Source organism: Alteromonas sp. KS69, assembly GCF_003989595.1.
GTDB classification, from domain to species: domain Bacteria; phylum Pseudomonadota; class Gammaproteobacteria; order Enterobacterales; family Alteromonadaceae; genus Alteromonas; species Alteromonas naphthalenivorans.
In genome coordinates, this window is sequence record NZ_PYHU01000002.1 from 20,112 (window position 1) to 41,234 (window position 21,123).

Here is a 21,123-nt window from a genome sequence, read left to right on the forward strand (position 1 = left end):
ATAGCTAAATTAATTACTTGTAAACCGGTGTTAACCAGTTCCATTTGTCTTCAGTAGTACCGTTGAAAAGACCGAAGAACATATCTTGCACTTCTTTGGTGATTGGGCCACGGCCGCCCGCACCTACTTCAATTCCATCTACACTGCGTACTGGCGTCACTTCTGCCGCTGTACCACACATGAAGACTTCATCAGCTAGATACATAGCTTCACGAGGAATATTTTCTTCGCGAACTTCGTAGCCTTTGTCTCTAAGTAGCGTGATACACGTATCACGAGTAATGCCTGGAAGAATAGCGGCAGTTTTTGGTGTGGTAACCACAATGCCGTCGCGAATAACGAAAATATTTTCGCCCGCACCTTCACTGATGAAGCCGTTTGTATCAAGGGCAATACCTTCTCCGTAGCCATGACGACGGGCTTCCATCGAAATCAGCTGTGAAGATAAGTAGTTACCACCGGCTTTTGCACCAGTCGGCATGGTATTAGCTGCTAAGCGGTTCCAAGAAGAAATCCCCGCATCTACACCATTTTTAAGGGCTTCTTCACCTAAGTAAGCGCCCCACTCAAATGCAGCAATGGCAACTTCAGCTTCTGTACCAAACGGCACTTGAAGTCCCATACCAATATCACCGTAGAACGCGATTGGGCGAATGTACGCTGATTTCAATTTGTTCTCACGAATGATATCAAGGGTAGCTTGGTTAATTTGATCTAGCGTGTATGGAATGGTCATACGATAGATTTTCGCTGAATCGAACAAGCGACGGTTGTGATCGTTTAAACGAAAAACACAAGTGCCTTGATCCGGCGTGTTATATGCGCGCACACCTTCAAATACAGACGAACCATAATGAATAGCATGCGTCATTACGTGAACAGTAGCGTCTTTCCAATGTTTCAATTCGCCATTAAACCAAATATGTTCGGCAGGTTGCTTAGCCATGAGTAATCCTTCAAAAATTGAGCGTAAAGCCCGAACCGCGTTTTGCGGAAATATTAATACCGAGACGAATGATACATGACAGTGCGCGAGCGCCCAATACGCTGGATGCAATACGCGACGCGCGGACACATAAATTTACGCATCTGTGCTTTATCACTGACATTGAAACACTGTCGTTTGTCGTGAAAACAAAGGACATCTAATAAATACAATGAGCTTATGCCATTGAATTTTAAGATTTAATTGACGAGCAACACCCAGTTCCTTGGATGAATGCTAAAATGAATGGTTGTACGATAGGGCTATGGCTTTTCACCCCAATTAAACGTGAATTGGCCGTTACACGATTAATATGCGCAAAGAAATAGCATGAAACCGTTGCCGAAATCAAGTATTTTGCGGTTCAAACGCTGTTTTCGTCAGATAAAAAAGGGTATCGCAATACAATGGTAGACTGGTTTCACTGGTTAAATTTAGCAGGGGTAGCGGTGTGTGCTATTTCTGGCACCCTGATGGCGTACCAAAAAAGGATGGACGGGTTTGGCGTTATTGTATTGGCAAGTGCCACTGCTATAGGAGGTGGAACACTGCGCGACATGATGCTGGACGTTCCCGTATTTTGGATTGCCGATAACGATTACCTGTACACCACACTGATTGCTGCCTTCATCCCTATTATTTGGTTACGATTAAGCCCACGCTTTCCTTATCATTATTTGCTTATTGCTGATGCGTTTGGGTTAGCGTTATTTAACGTGGTAGGCATAGAAAAAGCATTAGCTAACGATACTGGCATTGCAGTGGCGATTGCCATGGGCACCATTACAGGGGTATTTGGTGGTTTGTTACGTGATGTTATATGTCGAGAAGTACCATTAGTCTTAGGCGGGGAACTCTACGCAACGACCTGTATTGTGGGGGGAATGGCCTACGGTCTCGCCATGTATCTGGGCTTTGAGGCCCAGTGGTGCGGTGCAGTTGCCCTTGCAACCACAGTATTAATGCGGCTAGGCGCTTTGCGCTGGCACTGGGAAATGCCGGTCTTCTATAACGAAAATTAGTCCTTCTTCTTGCCCTAAGTACAGTTTCAGCTTTTATCATGCTCACTTAAAGTACGCCTCTTAGGGGACTTCCTTCAAGAGCGACAAAGTATGAGCATGGCAGTAGTTAAAACCTTTGCGGGGCAGGGCGTGGCAGCCCCCGAGGTATCAGTAGAAATTCACTTGGCCAATGGTTTACCAGCGTTCCAGTTGGTAGGTATGGCAGAAACCAGTGTAAAAGAAGCCCGAGAGCGGGTGCGCAGTGCGCTCATAAACAGCGGTTTCGATTTTCCCGCTAAACGTATAACCGTAAATTTAGCCCCCGCTGATATTCCTAAGTATGGTGGGCGTTTCGACTTACCCATTGCAGTAGGTATTTTGGTGGCATCAGGGTATCTCCCTGACACTAGCGTACTCAACATCGCCTTTGTGGGCGAACTCGGGTTAAACGGTGAAATTAAGCCAGTAAGTGGCCTAGTTCCTGTTTTAATTGCAGCAGCCGACGATGACACCCCCCTTGTTTTTCCGGGGGTTAACGATGTAGAAGCCTCGTTAGTATCCTACGCCACTCGTTACCCAGCGTTTGATCTTTTATCGGTTTACGAACACCTAGCGAATAATAAAAAACTCAATAAAGGTCAGCCCTTTAGCTCGTGTTCTTCCTCTACTAGTAGTATGGGTTGGGATGATATTATTGGCCAAACACAAGCCAAGCGTGCATTAACCATTGCCGCAGCGGGTAGCCATAACCTGTTGATGGTAGGCCCTCAAGGCACGGGTAAAAGTTTACTAGCCAGTAGGTTACTTGCCCTATTACCCCCCATGACTGAACAGGAAGCTCTGGAAGTAGCCTCCATTCATTCGGTAAAAGGGGAAAATTTAAATGTAGAGCGGTTTTTAAAGCGCCACATGCGCAGCCCACATCATACTAGCTCTGCTGTAGCGCTTACCGGCGGCGGGTCGCAGCCTGTACCTGGCGAAATATCGTTAGCCCATAACGGGGTATTATTTTTAGATGAATTACCCGAATTTGGCCGCCGCGCATTAGATGTACTTAGAGAGCCATTAGAAACCGGTGATGTGCATATATCGCGGGCGATGGCGAGCGCTACCTATCCTGCCAATTTTCAATTAATAGCGGCCATGAACCCTAGTCCTACTGGCGATATTGACGACAACCGCTTAACTCCACAACAGCAGCTAAGTTATTTAAATCGCTTGTCGGGCCCCTTATTAGACAGAATAGACATACAAGTAGAGGTACCCAGGCTTGCCAGTTACGATTTATCGCCACCGGTAAATTCTGAATCTGATTCCATGTTAGAAGCCAGGGATAACGTATTACGGGCAAGAGAAGTGCAACTTCATAGGCAAGGGAAGCCCAATGCACAGCTTGCCGCGGGGGAGCTTGCTGATTTATGCCAGCTAACCGATAGCGATTTACGCTTTTTACAAGCAGCTGCTAAGCAATTAAATTTGTCGATGCGGGTATTCCACCGTACCCTTAAGGTAGCGAGGACACTGGCAGATTTGTCAGAACAGCCTACGGTTACTCGCGCCCATTTAGCCGAAGCGCTAGGTTACCGCGCATTGGATACCTTAATTAAGCAGCTAAGTAGTCAGTAGCCCATTAGGTGATACTCAACAGCAAGTAGCATGAAAGCTTAATGCTTTTAGCTTTTAATCCAGCTTAAATGTCTAAACAACTCATCATTAATTAGATAAGGGAGCCATTTCCAATTGTAAAAACGCGTTGATAAGTGGTTCGTTTTGCTTATCTTGCAAGCAACATAGCCCTAGTCCATAGGGCTCGATATCATCTACTGGAATTTGGGTTACCAAGCTAGCCATACTGGAATGATCAAGCACCACTTTAGGTACAAAACCCACACCGCATTCTAACGCCACCATGCTGACAATGGCTTCATTACCCCCTACCGAAGCATACACATTTGGCCTAATACCATGCTCTGCAAACCAGTGGTAAGCAATGCGCCTGGTAGGCCCATGCTCTGGCATGATCACCTGATGCTTAGTCCAATCTACCTGCGTCAACTGGGTTAACCGCCAATCTCGCGGCGCAATCAGCACCAAAGGCACATTGTCTAAAGGGGAAAAATGTAAGTCTGTAGGCAAGTCAGGCGTATAAATAGCTATCGATAAGTCACATTCTTTCTGCTTTACCTTATCTATCGCTAGTGCAGGGTCGCCGGTAATTAAGCGAATATCCACACCAGGATGCTGTGCCCTAAACTGACGCAATATAGCAGGCAAATGACTTTGACTGGCCGTTACAGAACAAAACAAGCTTATCTCACCTTGCAACGAATTACTGTCTTCTCGCAAGTCTACCTTCAATTGTTGCCAGTCTTTTAAAGACTGGGTAGAGAATGAAAGCAGTTTATGACCACTATGAGTAAGCGCCACTTTACGGTTGTCGCGTTTAAACAAGGTACAACCCAATTCATCCTCTAGCCTTTGTATAACGCGGCTTAGCGTAGAAGGCGACACATACATGGCTTGCGCGGTATCGCCAAAATGTAGGCTGGTGGCAAGATGCGTAAACAATTGAAGGCTACGAAAATCCATAGTGTTTCACTTATTGCAATATTATCTTGCAAATATATCATTTTCCAAAACAAAAGAAATCCCTTAATCTGCGTAGCAAGTCGTCATAGACGAGGTCGTCAACGCCACGGTTGGTTGTTGATAATGACGAAAATGAATGTTGTTCGGAATTTTTATGGCTAATTATTTCAATACCCTATCGCTACGCCAGCAGCTAGATCAGCTTGGCCGCTGCCGCTTCATGGCACGCGAAGAATTCGCTGACGGTTGTCAGTTCTTAAAAGGCAAGAAGATTGTCATTGTAGGCTGCGGTGCTCAAGGTCTTAACCAAGGCTTGAACATGCGTGACTCTGGGTTAGATGTTTCTTATGCGCTGCGTCAAGCAGCCATTGAAGAGCAGCGTGACTCTTACAAACGTGCTACTAGCAATGGTTTCACTGTTGGCACTTATCAGGAACTAATTCCTAGTGCTGACTTGGTGTACAACCTAACGCCTGATAAGCAGCATGCAAGCGTTGTAGAAGCGGTAATGCCGTTAATGCAAAAAGGCGCAACACTTGGATACTCACACGGCTTCAACATTGTTGAAGAAGGCCAACAAATCCGTAGCGATATTACGGTGGTTATGTGTGCACCTAAGTGCCCAGGTACAGAAGTACGTGAAGAATATAAGCGCGGTTTCGGTGTACCAACTCTGATTGCCGTTCACCCTGAGAACGACCCTGAAAACAAGGGTTGGGATACTGCTAAAGCATTAGCAAGTGCAACAGGTGGCGATCGTGCAGGTGTACTTGAGTCTTCGTTCGTAGCTGAAGTTAAATCTGACCTTATGGGTGAGCAAACCATTCTATGTGGTATGCAACAAGTTGCTGCGGTACTTGCCTTTGAGAAAATGACCGCTGACGGTATTGACGCAGCGTATGCTGGTGCACTTATTCAGTTCGGCCTAGAAGCTGTCACTGAAGCACTTAAAATTGGTGGCGTAACCAACATGATGGACCGCCTATCAAACCCAGCAAAAGTGAAAGCGTACGATTTGTCAGAGCAACTTACTGACTTGCTTCGCCCACTATTTGAAAAGCATCAAGACGACATCATTAGCGGTGAGTTCTCTCGCACTATGATGGAAGATTGGGCAAACGGCGATGCTAACCTACTTAGATGGCGCGAAGAAACCGGTGAAACTGGTTTTGAAAACGCACCTGTCTACGAAGGTGAAATCAGCGAGCAAGAATTCTTTGACCACGGCATCCTTTTAGTTGCCATGATCAAGTGCGGTGTAGAAGTAGCCTTCGACGTAATGGTTGAAGCGGGTATCTTACCTGAGTCTGCGTACTACGAATCACTACATGAAACACCACTTATCTCTAATACCATCGCGCGTAAGCGTTTGTATGAAATGAACGTGGTAATTTCAGACACAGCAGAATATGGAAACTACTTGTTTGCGAATGCAGCAATTCCAATTTTGCGTGAGAAATTTATGCCTACTATCGATACTTCAGTTATTGGTAAGGGATTGTCAGAAACCTCTAATCAGGTTGAAAACAAGCGCCTTGTTGATATTAACGAAGCTATTCGCACTCACGGTGTTGAGCAAGTAGGTAAGACCCTGCGTGGCTACATGACTGACATGAAAGCCATCATCGGTTAGGACAGTTTCTGTCGTTAGGTGCTTTATATAAGCCCTCTTGCCCGACCAATTTGGTCGGGCTTTTTTATGCCTGCTTGTTTTTACCTATTCCCCGCATTCGCGAACCCGCTCTGCATATCTCACCGCAAAATAAGCCAATACGAAGAAGACAAAAAAGCCAATGCCTATGGGGTATAGATTACCGTCTAAAAAGCTATCTACGAACAGCGCAATGGGCACAGAAAACAGGCTTGAGAGAGAACCGATTATAGCAGCACCAAGCCCTGCCATATCCCCTAATGGCTGCATAGCAAGTGCGTTTAAGTTACCGAATAAAATACCCACAAAAAAGAAACCAACGAACATGGTAACAACGGTAAGCACAAGTGGCGGTAACCCGTCATAAGCGAGTAATAACCCAAGATAGACAACAGCAAACCCGTTAACCCCTTTAAGGGCAAAGCGACACAAGCGTCGCATGCCGAATTTCATTACCATGGTGCCGTTGAAATAAGATGCTAAACCAATCGAAAATGCCAGCACTGCGAATATATAAGGAAACATATCGCCCACACCGTAATACACCTGAAAAATGGTTTGTGAGGCACTCAAATACGCCAGAAACGAACCAAAAATACCCGCCATTGCGAAGGTGTAACCCATTACCGTTGCATGAGTAAGGATAAATTTTGATGACAAGTAAAACTGCTTAAACGAAAACGGCCTGCGTTTATGCCGCGGCAAAGTCTCGCCTTGACGACTGAAAAACCATGTACCCGCTAAGGTTGCCACTATCAAAAATAGGGTGAATATATGAAACCACCCAAAAAAAGCCATTACTGCTTGGCCCACCATAGGCGCTATCATAGGCACAAGGATGAACACCATCATAATAAATGACATCACCCGTGCCATTGCATCACCCACGTACAAATCGCGAATAATCGCCATAGCGGCAATACGCGGTCCTGAGACACCAAAGGCTTGTATCACACGACCCACCAGCATGGTCTCTAAATTAGTGGCCGACATACACACAAAAGTGCCAATCGCAAAAATAAACAGCCCGATCAAAATGGTAAGCCTTCTACCACGACTATCTGCAAATGGACCGAAGAACATCTGCCCAAAGGCCATTCCCATAAAGAAAACAGTCACAATAAGATGGGTATGGTGCGGCTCGTCTACGTTTAGCGTCTCACCTATTTGCAGTAGTGCAGGCAGCATAGCGTCAATGCTTAACGCCACCAGCGATGTCATGGTAGCCATCAGTGCTACAAATTCAATTAACCCTAAAGGGGGCTTTCCTTGAGGCTGGCCAGCATTAGGCGCGGTCTCGCTTGAATGGGACATAATTTCTCTATTTAACGAAGAAGGGGGTATAAGTTGTGTTGCTCAGGGTGATGATTGCCACGTTAGTGCATCATAATTGCACGCTGAATGGGCAGAAGTGTAACGTAAAGATGAACAAAAAGCCGCCAGTTTCACGCTATTTGGTCGTGGAACTTGGCGGCTCTGGCTTTTTTAAGCGTACAGTGTGAAAAAAGGTTTATTCTTTTTTCAAATACTTATCTAAGAATGCATCCATTTCAGCAAAGAAGCGATGACGATTACCCTGTATAGACAAGTAATGGTCGCCCGATTCTAGTTCGACATATTTAAATGTTTTATCTAAATCTTCTAGTTCGTCAGCCATGTAACGGCTTTGCAGTGGTCTAACGATGCGATCTTCTTCGCCATGAACCAATAAAATAGGCGTTTTTATCCCTTCTGCATTGTAATAAGGAGACCGCGATTCCAAGTCGTCAAAGTCATCACCAATTTGGTCTTTCACCAAGTCTGAATTTACAAACCGTCTGGCGTGTATAACGATATGCTTTAACGAACTCACACCGGCAAAGCTGACTGCACATTGAAACAATTCAGGGGTTTTCACCGCTGCCATTAACGCAGCATAGCCACCATAGCTCGCGCCAACAATACACATATTGTCTTTAGTGGCATAGCCTTGCTCAACCATCCAGTTTGCTGCATCGGTAATGTCATCTTGCATCGACAATCCCCAGCTTTTCATCTGGCTTTGCGCAAAGTCGAAGCCGTAACCCTGAGAACCTCTAAAGTTAGGGCGAAGTACCGCGTAGCCCTTATTGGTAAAGTACGATGTCCAGTAATCGAAACCACTAAAATCTCGCGCACCTGGCCCACCGTGTGGATGAATAATCGTGGGAAACGGCCCATCACCTTTAGGTAAGGTTAAGTAGGCTTCAATTTCCATATCATCACGAGCAGTGTAAGTTATGAGGTTATGCTCGGTTAACATGCCCTCTTCAATTTTAGGGTATTGCTGAAACAAATAGTCCAGAGAACCTTTCTCGCGGTTACCAATAAAGTAAGCACCTGGCATAGTGTCTGACTCGGAGTAAACAATATAGTTGTTTTCATCACGACTGAAACTAACTAACGTATTGCTGTAGTCGGCTAACGCCTGATCTAGCCCATTCTGAAGCGCCACGTAGCGCTCATCCCAGTAATGTCTTCCAAGGTGACGAATACCAATAGCATCGTTGGTAACAGGAGAGTAGATTAGACTACCATCTACGTCATAACCTTCATCTGAGAAAATTTCTGTATGCTCATTGGTCTCAAGGTTAAGCGTAAACAAGGCTTTGTAGTCTCCCTTGTAACCGCGATAATAAAGAATGTTGGGATCAAGACCAAACCCGAGAGGCATTTCACCTTTTTCACTCATGGCATTGTAACTAAACAGGGTACGCCAACTATCATCTTCTTTAAGTAATACGTGGCGCTCACCGCTGTCATAATCTAGCGTGATGCCAACGCGAACATTATGCTGTCGATCAACTACCCAGTCTCTGATACTGCGCTTCCCACGCTCCAATCTTGTAGTGCTGCCAGTATAGACATTCACTTTAAATACAGAGGGAAGGGCGAAAACTTCTACATCGATGGCCATTAAGATGTGTTCAGGGTCATCAGGTAGCCAATCAATCACATTGTCTTGAAATTGGGGGACACGATTAGGGTCTGCCGCTCTTCGTTTCAGTCTTCGCCAATCTAAAAGGTGTTTAGGTTTTTCGCCTTGCGCATCGAAGTTCATAGCGAGTAGACGAGTATCATAAACCCGTGTGTTACCGCGACGACTTTCATAACGAGCACTAACAACTATTCGCTCATCGTTAACCCACCGGTACCAATTAATCTTAACTTTTTCATTATCGGAATGAAGAAGATAGTGAATTTTACCTGTAGTAAGGTCAAAGGTTGCTAACACCGATAGTTCGTCAGGTTCATTAACGTTTTTCACAAACGCAATTTTATCGCCTTTGGGCGACAGCGCAGGAGTTCGGTAAGCGGGTAGGGCACTAAATACGGTGTAAGGAAGAGGCGGTGAAACAGTTTCTGCTGGCTCGGCGGTATTTTCGTCACTTAGTGCACAAGCGCTGACTAAGCTGAATAAAAATAGAACCACTAAAGAGGTAACTGAGTGAATACACGAGAACAAACGACAGCGCATATATTTTCCTTTGCTTATTAATAAACCCTTATCGAACTATTCATCCTGTGATTAGCTCGAAGACCACTATACAACATTTTATAATTTAAAAAGAAAGTTCAATTGTAATAATTGGTTACATTCAGACAAAACACTACACTAAAAAGTGCTTAACATTAACCTGTACTTTAGTTGTGCTTTTTTACTCAATACACAGTATACAAAGGGGTATGGTATTATCGGCATTGTCGATGCTGTGTTGCTTATCTCGTATCATATTAGCGCCCCCTTTTTCGTAAAGGCTGAAACCGCGCCGTCTCTTTTTTTTGCTACAAGGAATCGCATTTTTCAATGCCACTGTGCTTTATATCTTCTTTAAAAACGCTGCTAACGGGTATTAAAGCCCGGCGCAACCAAGGGTACGCTCTTCGATTTTTATCGCTGTGCCTATTGGTAATTTTTATCGCCTCTGCTCATGCAGTTACCTATAAAATCAATGGGGTAAAGCAAGACAAGCTTAAAGATAATATTCGCCTGCACTTGAACAATTTAGATGTAGAAACTGAGCTATTGAATGACCCATTCTGGCAAGATGAAGTTATCGCTACAGTAGCCACCGCTGTGCAGCCCTTTGGCTATTACAATAGCAATGCAACGGTAGAAGTCACTAAGGACGATGAGGTCGTTGTAACCGTTTCACTTAGCGACCCTCTTCTTGTATCAAAGGTCACTCGAGAAATTATTGGTGTAGGCCGAGAAGATAGCGACTTTAGAAGCCGTTTTAATGCGTTTTCACTTAAAGAAGGAGATGTACTTGATCAGCCCGTTTACGAGTCGTTTAAGTCATCGATGTTCAATTATGCCCTATCTCATGGTTACTTTGATTTCTATTGGCAGGCCACGCGGTTAGATTTAGTTAGAGAAGAAAAAGAAGCTAATATTCTGCTCATAGCCCAAAGTGGCTCTCGTTATAACTTTGGTAAATTGAAATTTATTGGGGAAGACAAAGCAAAAGCGATTATTAAACGACTAACTCCGTTTGAAGAAGGTGAGCCTTATTCTTCAGCAAAATTGTCTGACTTCAACCGTTCGTTAAATCAATCAGGGTATTTCAACCGTGTTATTGCACGGCCTGTAGTAAGTGACGCTGAGGGACTAAATGTCCCTATTGAAGTTTCGCTAGCACATCGCCCCCGAGATGCGTTTGATGTCTCTATTGGTGCTGCTACCGATACAGGCCCTCGAGTCACTTTAGGCTGGGAGCGCCCATGGGTAAATGATCGCGGTCATTCGATTTCCTCCGATATTTTTATCTCTCAACCTGAGCAATCGGTTACGGCAGACTATCGCATTCCAATGCAGAACATCACTAAAGATTACGTTAGCTTTGAAGCCGGCTATCAATTTATTGAATACAGCAATACCTCGATTGAAAGTGAAACTTTATCACTTGCGGCTCACCGTTATTTTCAAGAAGATCATTCGCCTTGGCAACACGATGGCTCTATTACCTATTTACGAGAAACCTACGATCAAGGTGACACTGACGACACCACAACGTCACTGATACTACCGGGCTACTCTATTACCTATATCACCAAAGATAACGACCTTAATATTAACAACGGCAATTATTTTCAGTTTTTGACTCAAGTAGGGCGAGATAATCTTGGCTCTGACATCAATATCGTAAAATCTGTAATGGAAGGCATGGTCATTCGTACCTTTTCCGACGTACATCGGTTTTCTATTCGAGGCGAACTTGGTGCAATTAAAACCAATGACTTTTCGCAAGTTCCCACATCACTGCGATTTTATGCTGGTGGTGACCAAAGCATTCGCGGCTTTGACTACCGAGAAATATCTCCTACTGAAGACGTTATCGACCCTGAAACGGGTGAAACAGTAAACGATGCTATTGGTGGAAAATACTTAGCCACTGCCAGTGTGGAATATGCTTACCGCATTGCGCAAAATTGGCGTATTGCGGCCTTTACTGATGCGGGTACGGCAACCAATGATTTAGATACCACATTAACTTACAGCGTGGGTTCCGGCTTTCACTGGCTGTCTCCTATAGGCCCAGTTCGCGTGTACGTAGCTCGTGGATTTGCACCAGATGAAAAGACATGGCAGCTGCATCTTCTGCTGGGGCCTGAGTTATGAGAAAGCGCACAATTTCAACTATCCTACTAACACCAGTGCTTATCGTGGTGTTTGTTTACGGTTTATTAATAAGCCCATTGGGTGGGCCTACCATTCGCCTTGTTGCCAATAACCTAGTGAGTGGACTAAGTATTGAAAGCATTGAGGGCGGCCTGGCTGACAATCTCACTATTACAAAAGTTGAGTGGGAAAATGCGCAGTGGCGAGTAAAAACGGATTATGCGTACCTTGATGTCACGTGGCGCTGTATTTTTGAACCTAGAGTCTGCGTAAATGAAGTTAACGCCAACGATATTGTTGTTGAGCAGTTAAGCGCTGCGCCTGAAACTGAATCAACCGAAGAAACTGGAAGTTTTACGCTGCCTTTACCTGTAGAGGTAAACCAAGCCCAAGTTGAGCGCTTTACACTAAAAATGCCGGGGCAGACGGTTGAACTAGGGAAGTTAAACTTAGATGATTTCTTAGGTAACGAGACGCTGGCGATATCGTCGTTATCACTTGAAGATTTGGCCGTAACACTCCACCAAACAGAAGCGTCCACTCAAGCTACAGCCTCTTCGACTAACGCGAACAAGGATGATGCTGCTTCTGAAAGTAACACTGACAATAGTGCCACGAACAAATCACTGCCAAAGTCCTATTCGCTATCGTACACCGCCCCAGAACTGCCGACGATTTCATCGCCTATTCCAATAAGTATTGATGAGTTTTCATTGACCAATGGCACATTAAATCAAGGCGATTCAGCCCAAACCTTATCGGTATTTGCCTTTGAGGATTTTGAATTTGCGAATGCCAGTGTGTCCTTGACCAATTTGAATGTGGAACACCCTCAAGGAACACTCAATGGCGACATTGCCATCACCCTAGATGGTGCCTATCCGTTGTCAGTTTCACTGAACGGTAGCGGTATGATAAGCGACAACCAACAGCAAGTAGACTTTCAAGCATCAGGGTCGTTAGCAGCGCTTGAAGCTGACCTTAAAACTGAAGGGGCGATGAATGCAAAAGTGAATTTGTCAGCCGATGTACTTAGCGACAACCTGCCCATTTCATTTAGCGCAACATGGAAAGAACAACCCCTACCCACTATGGAATCCGGCACCTTGCACGATGGCGCGCTAACCCTTAATGGCACCATGGGTGACTACCTATTAGATGGCAGCGCAGCAGCCACTTTGCCAGATGTAGGCAAGGTGCCTGTGGCGCTAAATGTGGTGCTAAAAAAACACAATATCTTCGTGAACGAAGCCAAAATTGAAGCTTTAGAAGGCAGCATTAGTAATACCGGCACCTTGTATTTAGATGAGGCTATGTCTTGGGAAGGAAACACCACCTTTACCAATGTCTCAGGGGTTCAGTTTTCCAAGTTCGCGCCAGAGCAATTAGAGGGCGGTTTTACCAGTGTGATGCAGTACACAGAAAAAGGCCCCCAAGTCAGTATTCGGAAATTAGATCTTAAAGGCATCTTGCAAAACAAACCCTTCTCGGTGGCAGGATCTTTTGTGTACTCAGGTCCAAGCGATTTATTGGTTGCCTCTTTAGCCGTTGAACAAGCCGAAAACAAAATTAATGTGGTCGGGCAACTACTTAATAAACGTTACGTTAATGCTGATATCGGCCTTGATGTAGCTACCATTGCCGACCTTTACCCTGAAGTAGCTGGGGCGATATCTGGCAATATAAAAGCTACAGGCCCGTGGACTAACCCCGTTGCCAAAGGCGCAATTAATTTTTCAAATCTTGCGGTGTCGCCTTCACTTTCAAATGCGGCAGCCCAACAAGGCGAATTCAACGGCAAGCTTGTCATTGACGGCTCATACACAAACCATAAGGCCGACCTAGATGTAATCTTACCGGAGCATAGTGTTGCCCTAAGCGTTGCAGGAAAATGGCAAGACAACACTTGGTCAGGCCAGGTAGAGCAAAGCAAACTGAAGCTGGCAAACATGCAATGGGCGCTTTCTTCTCCTTTTACTCTAAATCTTGGCACCGCCCCCTTTAGCGCAAGCGTGGGCGAACACTGCTGGCACTCTAGGGAAGAAGGCGAGCTTTGCATCACCAGCTTGAACTACCAAGAGAATAAAGCGAAATGGAATGTATGGGCCAAAGCATTACCTGTAGGGTTATGGGCCCACGAACTTGCGCCGGATATGGTTGCGGCAGCCGCACCGGCAACCTTGTCGGTGAAAAGCCAAGGGCAATATTCTCAAGCCGATCCTATCGATGCCACTTTTACGGCCTCTTTATCGCCTGCCACATGGCAGTTAGGAAAAGAGCGACCATTAGCAATAACGATTAATTCTGTGGAAACAACCGGTACTTTTAAGCAAGGAGAACTTAAGTCCCAGTCGCTTATTGCCAGTGAAGACTTAGGCAATGCGACCCTAAATGTAAATACGTCTCCCTTTGAAACCCGCAAACCTATAAGCGGTAATCTTGAGGTTGTTAATATAGACGTAGCCCCGCTTAAACCACTGTCTCCTGCCATTCGTACACTTACGGGTGTTATGAATGGAAATATCACCTTGGCGGGGTTTGTAGATTCGCCCGAACTATCCGGAAAACTACAAATAGAAAACGGCGCCATTGATATTCAGGACACACCGGTATCATTAGAAAACTGGAGCCAATCAATTACGTTAAACGGCCAACAAGCCAACTTTGACGGCACATTTTTGCTGGGCGGTGGTAAAGGGGCGCTAAACGGCGATCTAGATTGGTCTGATGTACCAAGCGCGAACATTAATTTGAAAGGTGACAAATTTGAGGTGCGCCAACCAAACATGCGTTTACGGGTATCGCCAGATTTAAAAGTAGCGGCTACTGCTGACAAGGTTGATGTAACAGGCAGTGTAAATATACCTTGGGCGCGTATTGAAGTTGAGTCACTGCCTAAAAGCGCGGTGTCACCGTCTAAAGACGTCCATCTTCGCGGCGAACCCCCAAAGGAAGAGCCCCTTGATATCGTACATGCGTCTATGATGGTCAATATCGACAAGGCTAAAACCGGTGAAGTGCAGTTGGAAGCATTTGGGTTAACCGCGAGCTTACACGGTGGTGTAAAAGTGAATAACCAACCCGCCTTGGTCGGCTTTGGTGATTTGCAAATACTTAACGGTCGTTATAGCGCCTATGGGCAGCAACTTGTCATTCAAACGGGTGAAGTGCAGTTTAATGGTCCTATCGATCAACCTATGCTGCTGATTGAAGCCATTCGCGACCCAGATAAAACTGACGACGATGTAATTGCCGGTATTAGGATAGACGGGGCAGCCGATTCTCCCAGCATTAATTTATTCTCTGAACCCGCCATGGATCAGCAAAACGTACTCTCGTACCTACTTACAGGGTCGGGGCCTGACGCTGAAAGCGAAGATCCTAACTACGCTGCATTACTGGTAGGTTTTGGGCTTTCAAATACTAAAACCCTTACCGGTCAAGTAGGCAATGCCTTGGGTATTGATGATTTCAGCTTAAGTACTAACGAGAACAAACTGTCAGTAACCGGCCAGATTAATGACAGATTAACGGCTGAATATAATGTGGATGTAGGATTGAGTAATAATGATTCCAGCAGCACATTGCGTCGCAGGCAAGACCCACCCGATTTAGCATTGCGATACCGCTTGTTGCCTCGTTTATTTTTAGAAGCAGTACAAACCACCATTGAAGATCAGTCTGAATTCGCCTTAGATTTATACTATGAATTCTTCTTAGGTGAAGAAAAAGATGATGATGAAGGTGATAGTGAAGGGGACGGAGACGATGCAAACGATGCAAGTAGCGATACCAGTAACGGTGAAGTTGCTACCCCAAAAGCCGCGAATAGCGATACATTAGATAACTAATATTGACGAGGTCGGCAGGCCCAATATTACTCGTCAATAGAGTGCGCCACGCTTCAACTGAATAAGAATATGGCTATCGTTATTGATGATCTTTGTGGGTTGGCATCCATTCAATAGGCTTTCACGAAAGGCTAGTCACCATCACTCATATCATTTAATGCCGTTAATTTTTTTTCAAATTGCTTTTGCCTGCGATGGGCCCAAACGTACCACACCGCCATTATGCCAACGGTGACCGCCGTTACCAACAGCATTACCCCATACTCCCTTTCTTCAGCCGCCTTAGCCAAGGTGAAGATGGTATTAAACGCAATAACAATAGGCACGGCTATCCAGGCAGAATGTTTATTAATAAAGGCAATACGTGCATTGTTTTTAAACTGCTTTTTCAATTGTTGTAGATGATTGTTAGTTTGCGCATTGCTGCCAAACGCAGCCACTCTTCTAAGCCAAAGCTGATAACCAAGCAAAGGAATAACGAAAAGCATTAGTCCAAAATATAAGACGCGAGCAGTAACCGGAAGCTCGTCCCAGTAATGTATAAAAATCCAAACTCCTGGTACTAACGATAAGCAATCGATTAGAAAATATAGTCGCTGCTTTCTTGTTTGGCTTTCAAAGGTTTTTTTCACCTCATCCACATCTACATTCGAGACGGGTTGGGCTTGCCATAGCGCGCTGAGCTCGTTGTCACGGCTATTATCAGCGCTTTTGTTGTTATCATTCATCAGAGTTTCCTTCCAATACACTTGCTTTAGCACGCTTTAAAATAACCCCTACATGCGATTTAGTGAGGCCGCATATATCTGCAATCTCATCGTAAGATAAGCCTTCTAAAGAAAGGGTAAGTACTTGACGTGGCTGTACCGCGAGCGCGCGTACTTTAACGAGTAATCGCGATAGCGATTGTTGCTGGCTGGTGGCGGTTTCAGGGGAAATTTGCGACGCTTGCTCAATAACAACGTCATCATTGTACTCGTCGGTGTCGATGCGCTTCACCTGATTGGCCACGTGAGTAACGGCGCGGTTATGGGCTATTTTTAGAATATAGGTTTTTACACTGCTATCGCCTTTGAAACGAGTAAGCCCCTGCCACACAGCTATGGCTATTTCTTGTAGCAACTCTTGCTGTAGCGCATGGTTAGCCTCGTAACTGTTTGCGACACGGCTTAATAGACTGCCGTACTGCGCAAACACACCTTCAAATCCTTGCCCCAATCTCTCGTCCTCAGTGTTTCTTATTATTAACTGCGCTGCATTGCCAACTATGAGGGTAAAAGCCACTCATGTACTTTTCTAACATGCATGTTATGACAGAAATCATCCGTGCTTATTTTGTGTAGTCTAGGGTTAGCGAAAAAAATTACATCTATCTGTAATTTTTTTCGAAAGCCAAAGACTAGTAATGGTGAAGAGGGTGATGAAAACACCTTCATCGGTTACGACACCTTTACCTCGGAGCACACTATGTCTACGCTAAGCATTTTTTTACTTATTGGTTTTATTGCCACTATTGCCCTTGCCGCAAGTTACTTAGATGCCAAGTTTCAATGGCGCCTCAACGACTGGATGAACGGCACCTGTAGCAATCCTTTCATTGCTAGCAAAGCGACACAGCAACAACAGCTTATTGCAAAAAAAGATAAGCAAATTGAGGCCTTGATTGAACGGGTAGAAACACTTGAAGCTATAGTGACCGAGCCCGCATACGAGCTTAATCAAAAAATTAATGCGCTAAAGTAAACGCTAGCTACTTCATACTTAGCTACTTAGGGGTGGTCGACGCATAAAAATGGGCACTTTACCCATAGCTATGGCGTTGCCCACCAGCACCACTACTACGCCAAGTACAGACAGCCAGCTCCACGTATAACCTTCAAAAAAAGTGGAGATAACAAGCGCCACAATGGGGTAAACCAGTACCACATAAGCGGCTTTGTCTGCGCCTATTTGCTTTAGTAGCTTCATGTAAGAGCCAAACGCCAGCACCGAACCGAAAATAGCCAAATAAAGCAACGAAATATAGAACTCAGGGGCAGTAGGAATGACCAAGGTGTCGTTTGTGAACCACGCGGTAACATAGAGCATCACCATGGCATAGCTCATGGCGTAAAAATTCATTTGAATAACCGGTGTGCCCGAGGTGAGGATCCGCTCTGATATCACGTTACCAATTGATGCACTAAAAAAAGAAACAAATGCAATAGAAAGGCCCGCCGCTAACGCAGCGTCCATCGATACTTTTGAAAACTCGGGCACAAACAAGCAAATAATACCCGCAAGCCCAAACGTAGCGCCCACCACCACTTCCAATCTAATAGGCTGCTTTAACCACCATCGTCGAAGAACCACATTAAAGTAAATAATGCTGGAACTCATAAGGGCGAGTAACGCGCTGATAATATGCGCCTGCGCCATATATAGCAGGGTATAGTTGAGGCAATATAGGAAGAAGCCTACTCCGGCCATTTTAATGTGAATGTGTAGCGGTAACTTAAACGGCAAGCCGCGCACCATACAAAATAGCCCTAAACACAGTGCAGCTAACGTATAGCGCCATGCAACGGCTAAAGTCTCAGCGGTATGCCCTATTTGATACGTGATGGCAATCCAGGTTGAACCCCAAATGAGTGTACAAATGGCAAACAGCACACCATTGCTCATGGTTGAGCATCTATAAACTGAATTAAATGGTTTATAGCCATATTAAACAACCGCTGACGGGACTCATTCGCCATCCACGCCGTATGGGGAGTAACAATAAGATTAGGGATAGTACCGGTTAGCAATGGATGATCTGCTGGGGGAGGCTCTTGAGATATAACATCAACCGCCGCGCCGCCTATTTTCCCGCATTGTAGCGCAGACACCAGTGCGTCTTCATCAATTAGCCCACCTCTGGCGGTATTAATAAGAAAACTGGTAGGTTGCATCAACGACAACCGGGTTTCGTTAAAAAGATGATAATTATCATCTGTTAGTGGGCAATGCAGGCTAACCACATCGGCGCTAGGTAATAATGATTCTAGTGAAGGTCGAGTGTCTTGTTTATTATCATAAAGCTCTTCTGGAGAAAGCCCCCCTGGCCGCGCTGCAATACTCACCTTCATACCCATTGCGATAAATAGCGCTTCAACTCGCTTTCCCAACTCTCCATGACCTACTATGACCGCATGCTTTCCAGCAAGCTCCACAATGGGGTGCTCGGTTAAGCAAAAGTGCGGCGATGTTGCCCATTTACCTTGGTTTACATCGTTATGATACTGAGGAAACGCAGTGGCCAAATTGAGGAGCAACATTAAAGTATGCTGGGCCACACTGTCGGTGCCATAACCTTCCACATTCTGCACGGTAATATTGTGCGTTTGGCAGTAATTAGTATCTACATTGTTAGTACCTGTGGCCATTACACCCACATACTTTAGCGGCTTGGCGTGTTGTAGCGCCTCGCTATCTAATACTACCTTGTTGGTAAGTACGATATCGGCATTCGCTATTCTGGAAACGACCTCTTCCGGAAGGGTGTTGTCGTAGCAAGTTAGCTCAACATTTACGTTATTAAGTAATGACGTATCTATTGAGTCAGAGTTCAGTAAATCTGCGCTAAACGTTTCAGCATCAAGAAAAACCCCTGTTAGCTTTTTCTGAGTAAGGTTTTTCGTGCTTTTAATACCTACTTGGGCCGCTTGGCTATTAGTCACCGGCATTTCCTTGATTGTCTGCCTCACCGATAGACTCGCAAATAGACTCAAGGGCAGTTTTTATATTAACAGGTATAGGCACCGCTTTGTCAGAGAGTCTGTCGACAAATACATGTACAAACTGACCGTGCGCCACACGGCGTTTAGCCTCACCAGCATAAACCGACAAACCGTATGTCACTGAACTTCTACCTAACTTTATCACCCTTAACCCAACATAAATCGTTTCTGGATAAGCGGCTGGCGTAATATATTGGCACTGGCTACTGACTACATAAGCCACCGCGCTGCTTTCTTGAATATTAAGGCCGCCCTCGTCAATTAAAAAGCGATTTACGGCGGTATCAAAAAAGCTGTAATACATCACATTGTTAATGTGGCCATAAACGTCGTTGTCTTGCCAGCGAGTGGCAATTTCAAGGTGATAAGGGTAATCGTTGAGCGATGGTGTAATGTCTGTCATGCGTGGCGTTATCCCAAAAGTTAAAAATGTGGAAACTAAAGCAATACCAAGTCGTCGCGATGTACAACTACGTCGGTCGTTTCATAACCTAACACATCCGCAATATGCTGCGACTTTTTCCCTTTTATAAGCATTAAGTCTCGGGCGTTATAAAGGGCTAAGCCCTTTGCAATAACTTGTTTTTCAAAGCAAATATCTACCGCTTCCCCTTGGTTAAAATTACCTTCTATGCTCGTTATCCCTGAAGGTAACAGTGACGCCCCGCGGTCAACTAGGGCGGCTTTTGCGCCTTCATCGACATGAATACGGCCACACGTTTTAAGCGTATGCGTTAACCACAGACGTCGTGCTTTTTTAGGGGAATTACTGGCGTGAAATAAGGTGCCAGGAATAGAACCGTTTAGCATGGCATCGAAAGACGCCCCTTTTCTACCGTTCACAATAATGGTTTGAATGCCGCTACTGGTGCACTTATCCGCCGCTTCAATTTTCGTTCGCATACCGCCAGTACCTACTGAGGTGCCAGCACCGCCCGCCAATTTATAAATCGACTCGTCGATATTGTGCACTTCACTGATTAACGTGGCGTCTGGATCTTTACGAGGGTCGGCCGTGTACAAGCCATCAATATCTGAGCAAATAATCAGCGTATCAGCTTGAGCGACTAGCGCGGTATAGGCACCAAGGTTATCGTTATCACCTACTTTTAGCTCGTTTACAGCGACGGTATCGTTCTCATTAACAATGGGAAGCGCATTATGGTTTAGCAGCTCTCTAAGGGTGTTTTTGATATTCACATAGCGAGTGCGGTCGCGAAGATCGTCGGCAGTAAGTAAAACCTGCGCACAAGGAAAATCGAAAAAGCGTTGCCAATTTGCCATCATTTGGGTTTGACCAATGGCAGCCATGGCTTGCTTTTCAGCAATAGACGCATTGTGACGAATCTTCACTTTGCTTCGCCCTGCTGCCACGCTGCCCGAGGAAACCAAAATAATTTCTTTGCCAGATTCACGGCTTATCGTGATAAAGCGCGCCAGTGCTAACAAAAATCGGGCGCTACACTCATCGCCATTTGGCGCAATAAGGGCGCTACCTACTTTAATTACGGCACGCTGCCAATTGAGACGGTTCATAAGAAGATGATGCAAGAAAACAGGGGGTTAAGAATACGACACTTCGCTTTTTAAACAAACGTTATGTTACAGTTTTTTGCGTTAAAATAGGGTGAGTTTACGCCCAAA

At 45.1% G+C, this 21,123-nt stretch carries 16 protein-coding genes; 6 read left to right on the top strand and 10 right to left on the bottom strand.

Translation table 11 applies throughout. The features are described 5' to 3' along the window. Positions 1 to 13: 13 nt before the first annotated feature. Complete coding sequence (locus C7Y69_RS00845) at positions 14 to 946, bottom strand: branched-chain amino acid transaminase (protein WP_126871502.1); 933 nt, start codon at positions 944 to 946, stop codon at positions 14 to 16. Positions 947 to 1,392: 446 nt separating this feature from the next. On the opposite strand from C7Y69_RS00845, the gene C7Y69_RS00850 reads away from it, so the two are divergent. Together C7Y69_RS00850 and C7Y69_RS00855 are read left to right on the top strand one after the other, a co-directional pair. Further along, complete coding sequence (locus C7Y69_RS00850; RefSeq protein ID WP_013786745.1) at positions 1,393 to 2,007, top strand: trimeric intracellular cation channel family protein; 615 nt, start codon at positions 1,393 to 1,395, stop codon at positions 2,005 to 2,007. Positions 2,008 to 2,097: 90 nt separating this feature from the next. Next, complete coding sequence (locus C7Y69_RS00855) at positions 2,098 to 3,612, top strand: YifB family Mg chelatase-like AAA ATPase (RefSeq protein ID WP_126871503.1); 1,515 nt, start codon at positions 2,098 to 2,100, stop codon at positions 3,610 to 3,612. Between the two features lie 87 nt (positions 3,613 to 3,699). Here C7Y69_RS00855 and ilvY read toward each other — a convergent pair whose 3' ends face one another. Beyond that, entirely contained in the window at positions 3,700 to 4,575 is an 876-nt protein-coding gene (gene ilvY / locus C7Y69_RS00860; protein ID WP_126871504.1) for an HTH-type transcriptional activator IlvY, read from the bottom strand. Positions 4,576 to 4,729: 154 nt separating this feature from the next. On the opposite strand from ilvY, the gene ilvC reads away from it, so the two are divergent. Continuing rightward, positions 4,730 to 6,208: a ketol-acid reductoisomerase gene (gene ilvC, locus C7Y69_RS00865; protein ID WP_013786748.1), complete on the top strand. Its 1,479-nt coding sequence runs from the start codon at positions 4,730 to 4,732 to the stop codon at positions 6,206 to 6,208. An 84-nt stretch (positions 6,209 to 6,292) separates the two neighbouring features. Here ilvC and C7Y69_RS00870 read toward each other — a convergent pair whose 3' ends face one another. Further along, positions 6,293 to 7,540, bottom strand: coding sequence for a multidrug effflux MFS transporter (locus tag C7Y69_RS00870; RefSeq protein WP_126871505.1), 1,248 nt, complete (start codon positions 7,538 to 7,540; stop codon positions 6,293 to 6,295). 196 nt (positions 7,541 to 7,736) lie between these two features. Then, positions 7,737 to 9,722, bottom strand: a complete 1,986-nt coding sequence (locus C7Y69_RS00875; RefSeq protein WP_013786750.1) for an alpha/beta hydrolase family protein — start codon at positions 9,720 to 9,722, stop codon at positions 7,737 to 7,739. A 330-nt stretch (positions 9,723 to 10,052) separates the two neighbouring features. Here C7Y69_RS00875 and C7Y69_RS00880 point away from each other — a divergent pair, with 330 nt between their 5' ends. Then, positions 10,053 to 11,867, top strand: coding sequence for an autotransporter assembly complex protein TamA (locus C7Y69_RS00880; RefSeq protein WP_126871506.1), 1,815 nt, complete (start codon positions 10,053 to 10,055; stop codon positions 11,865 to 11,867). Continuing rightward, positions 11,864 to 15,718, top strand: coding sequence for a translocation/assembly module TamB domain-containing protein (locus C7Y69_RS00885; RefSeq protein WP_126871507.1), 3,855 nt, complete (start codon positions 11,864 to 11,866; stop codon positions 15,716 to 15,718). Before C7Y69_RS00880 ends, C7Y69_RS00885 begins: the two co-directional genes overlap by 4 nt. Positions 15,719 to 15,849: 131 nt before the next feature. On the opposite strand, the gene C7Y69_RS00890 is transcribed toward C7Y69_RS00885, so the two are convergent. Together C7Y69_RS00890 and C7Y69_RS00895 are read right to left on the bottom strand one after the other, a co-directional pair. Then, a complete protein-coding gene (locus C7Y69_RS00890) occupies positions 15,850 to 16,446 on the bottom strand; it encodes a hypothetical protein (protein ID WP_126871508.1) in 597 nt (198 codons plus the stop codon). Beyond that, positions 16,439 to 16,936: an RNA polymerase sigma factor gene (locus C7Y69_RS00895; protein WP_126871563.1), complete on the bottom strand. Its 498-nt coding sequence runs from the start codon at positions 16,934 to 16,936 to the stop codon at positions 16,439 to 16,441. The genes C7Y69_RS00890 and C7Y69_RS00895 overlap by 8 nt, the downstream gene beginning before the upstream one ends. A gap of 249 nt (positions 16,937 to 17,185) precedes the next feature. Here C7Y69_RS00895 and C7Y69_RS00900 point away from each other — a divergent pair, with 249 nt between their 5' ends. Next, a complete protein-coding gene (locus tag C7Y69_RS00900; RefSeq protein WP_041453216.1) occupies positions 17,186 to 17,461 on the top strand; it encodes a hypothetical protein in 276 nt (91 codons plus the stop codon). Between the two features lie 18 nt (positions 17,462 to 17,479). On the opposite strand, the gene C7Y69_RS00905 is transcribed toward C7Y69_RS00900, so the two are convergent. The 4 genes from C7Y69_RS00905 to proB are packed head-to-tail and all read right to left on the bottom strand — an operon-like array spanning position 17,480 to position 21,015. Beyond that, entirely contained in the window at positions 17,480 to 18,382 is a 903-nt protein-coding gene (locus C7Y69_RS00905; RefSeq protein ID WP_013786756.1) for a DMT family transporter, read from the bottom strand. Continuing rightward, on the bottom strand, positions 18,379 to 19,419 hold the full coding sequence (locus C7Y69_RS00910; protein ID WP_126871509.1) for a D-2-hydroxyacid dehydrogenase: 1,041 nt from the start codon (positions 19,417 to 19,419) through the stop codon (positions 18,379 to 18,381). Before C7Y69_RS00910 ends, C7Y69_RS00905 begins: the two co-directional genes overlap by 4 nt. Further along, a complete protein-coding gene (locus C7Y69_RS00915) occupies positions 19,412 to 19,882 on the bottom strand; it encodes an acyl-CoA thioesterase (RefSeq protein WP_126871510.1) in 471 nt (156 codons plus the stop codon). Before C7Y69_RS00915 ends, C7Y69_RS00910 begins: the two co-directional genes overlap by 8 nt. A 35-nt stretch (positions 19,883 to 19,917) precedes the next feature. After that, positions 19,918 to 21,015 (bottom strand): glutamate 5-kinase, encoded by a 1,098-nt coding sequence (proB, locus tag C7Y69_RS00920; protein WP_126871511.1) that lies wholly within the window; start codon positions 21,013 to 21,015, stop codon positions 19,918 to 19,920. Between the last annotated feature and the right edge of the window lie 108 nt (positions 21,016 to 21,123).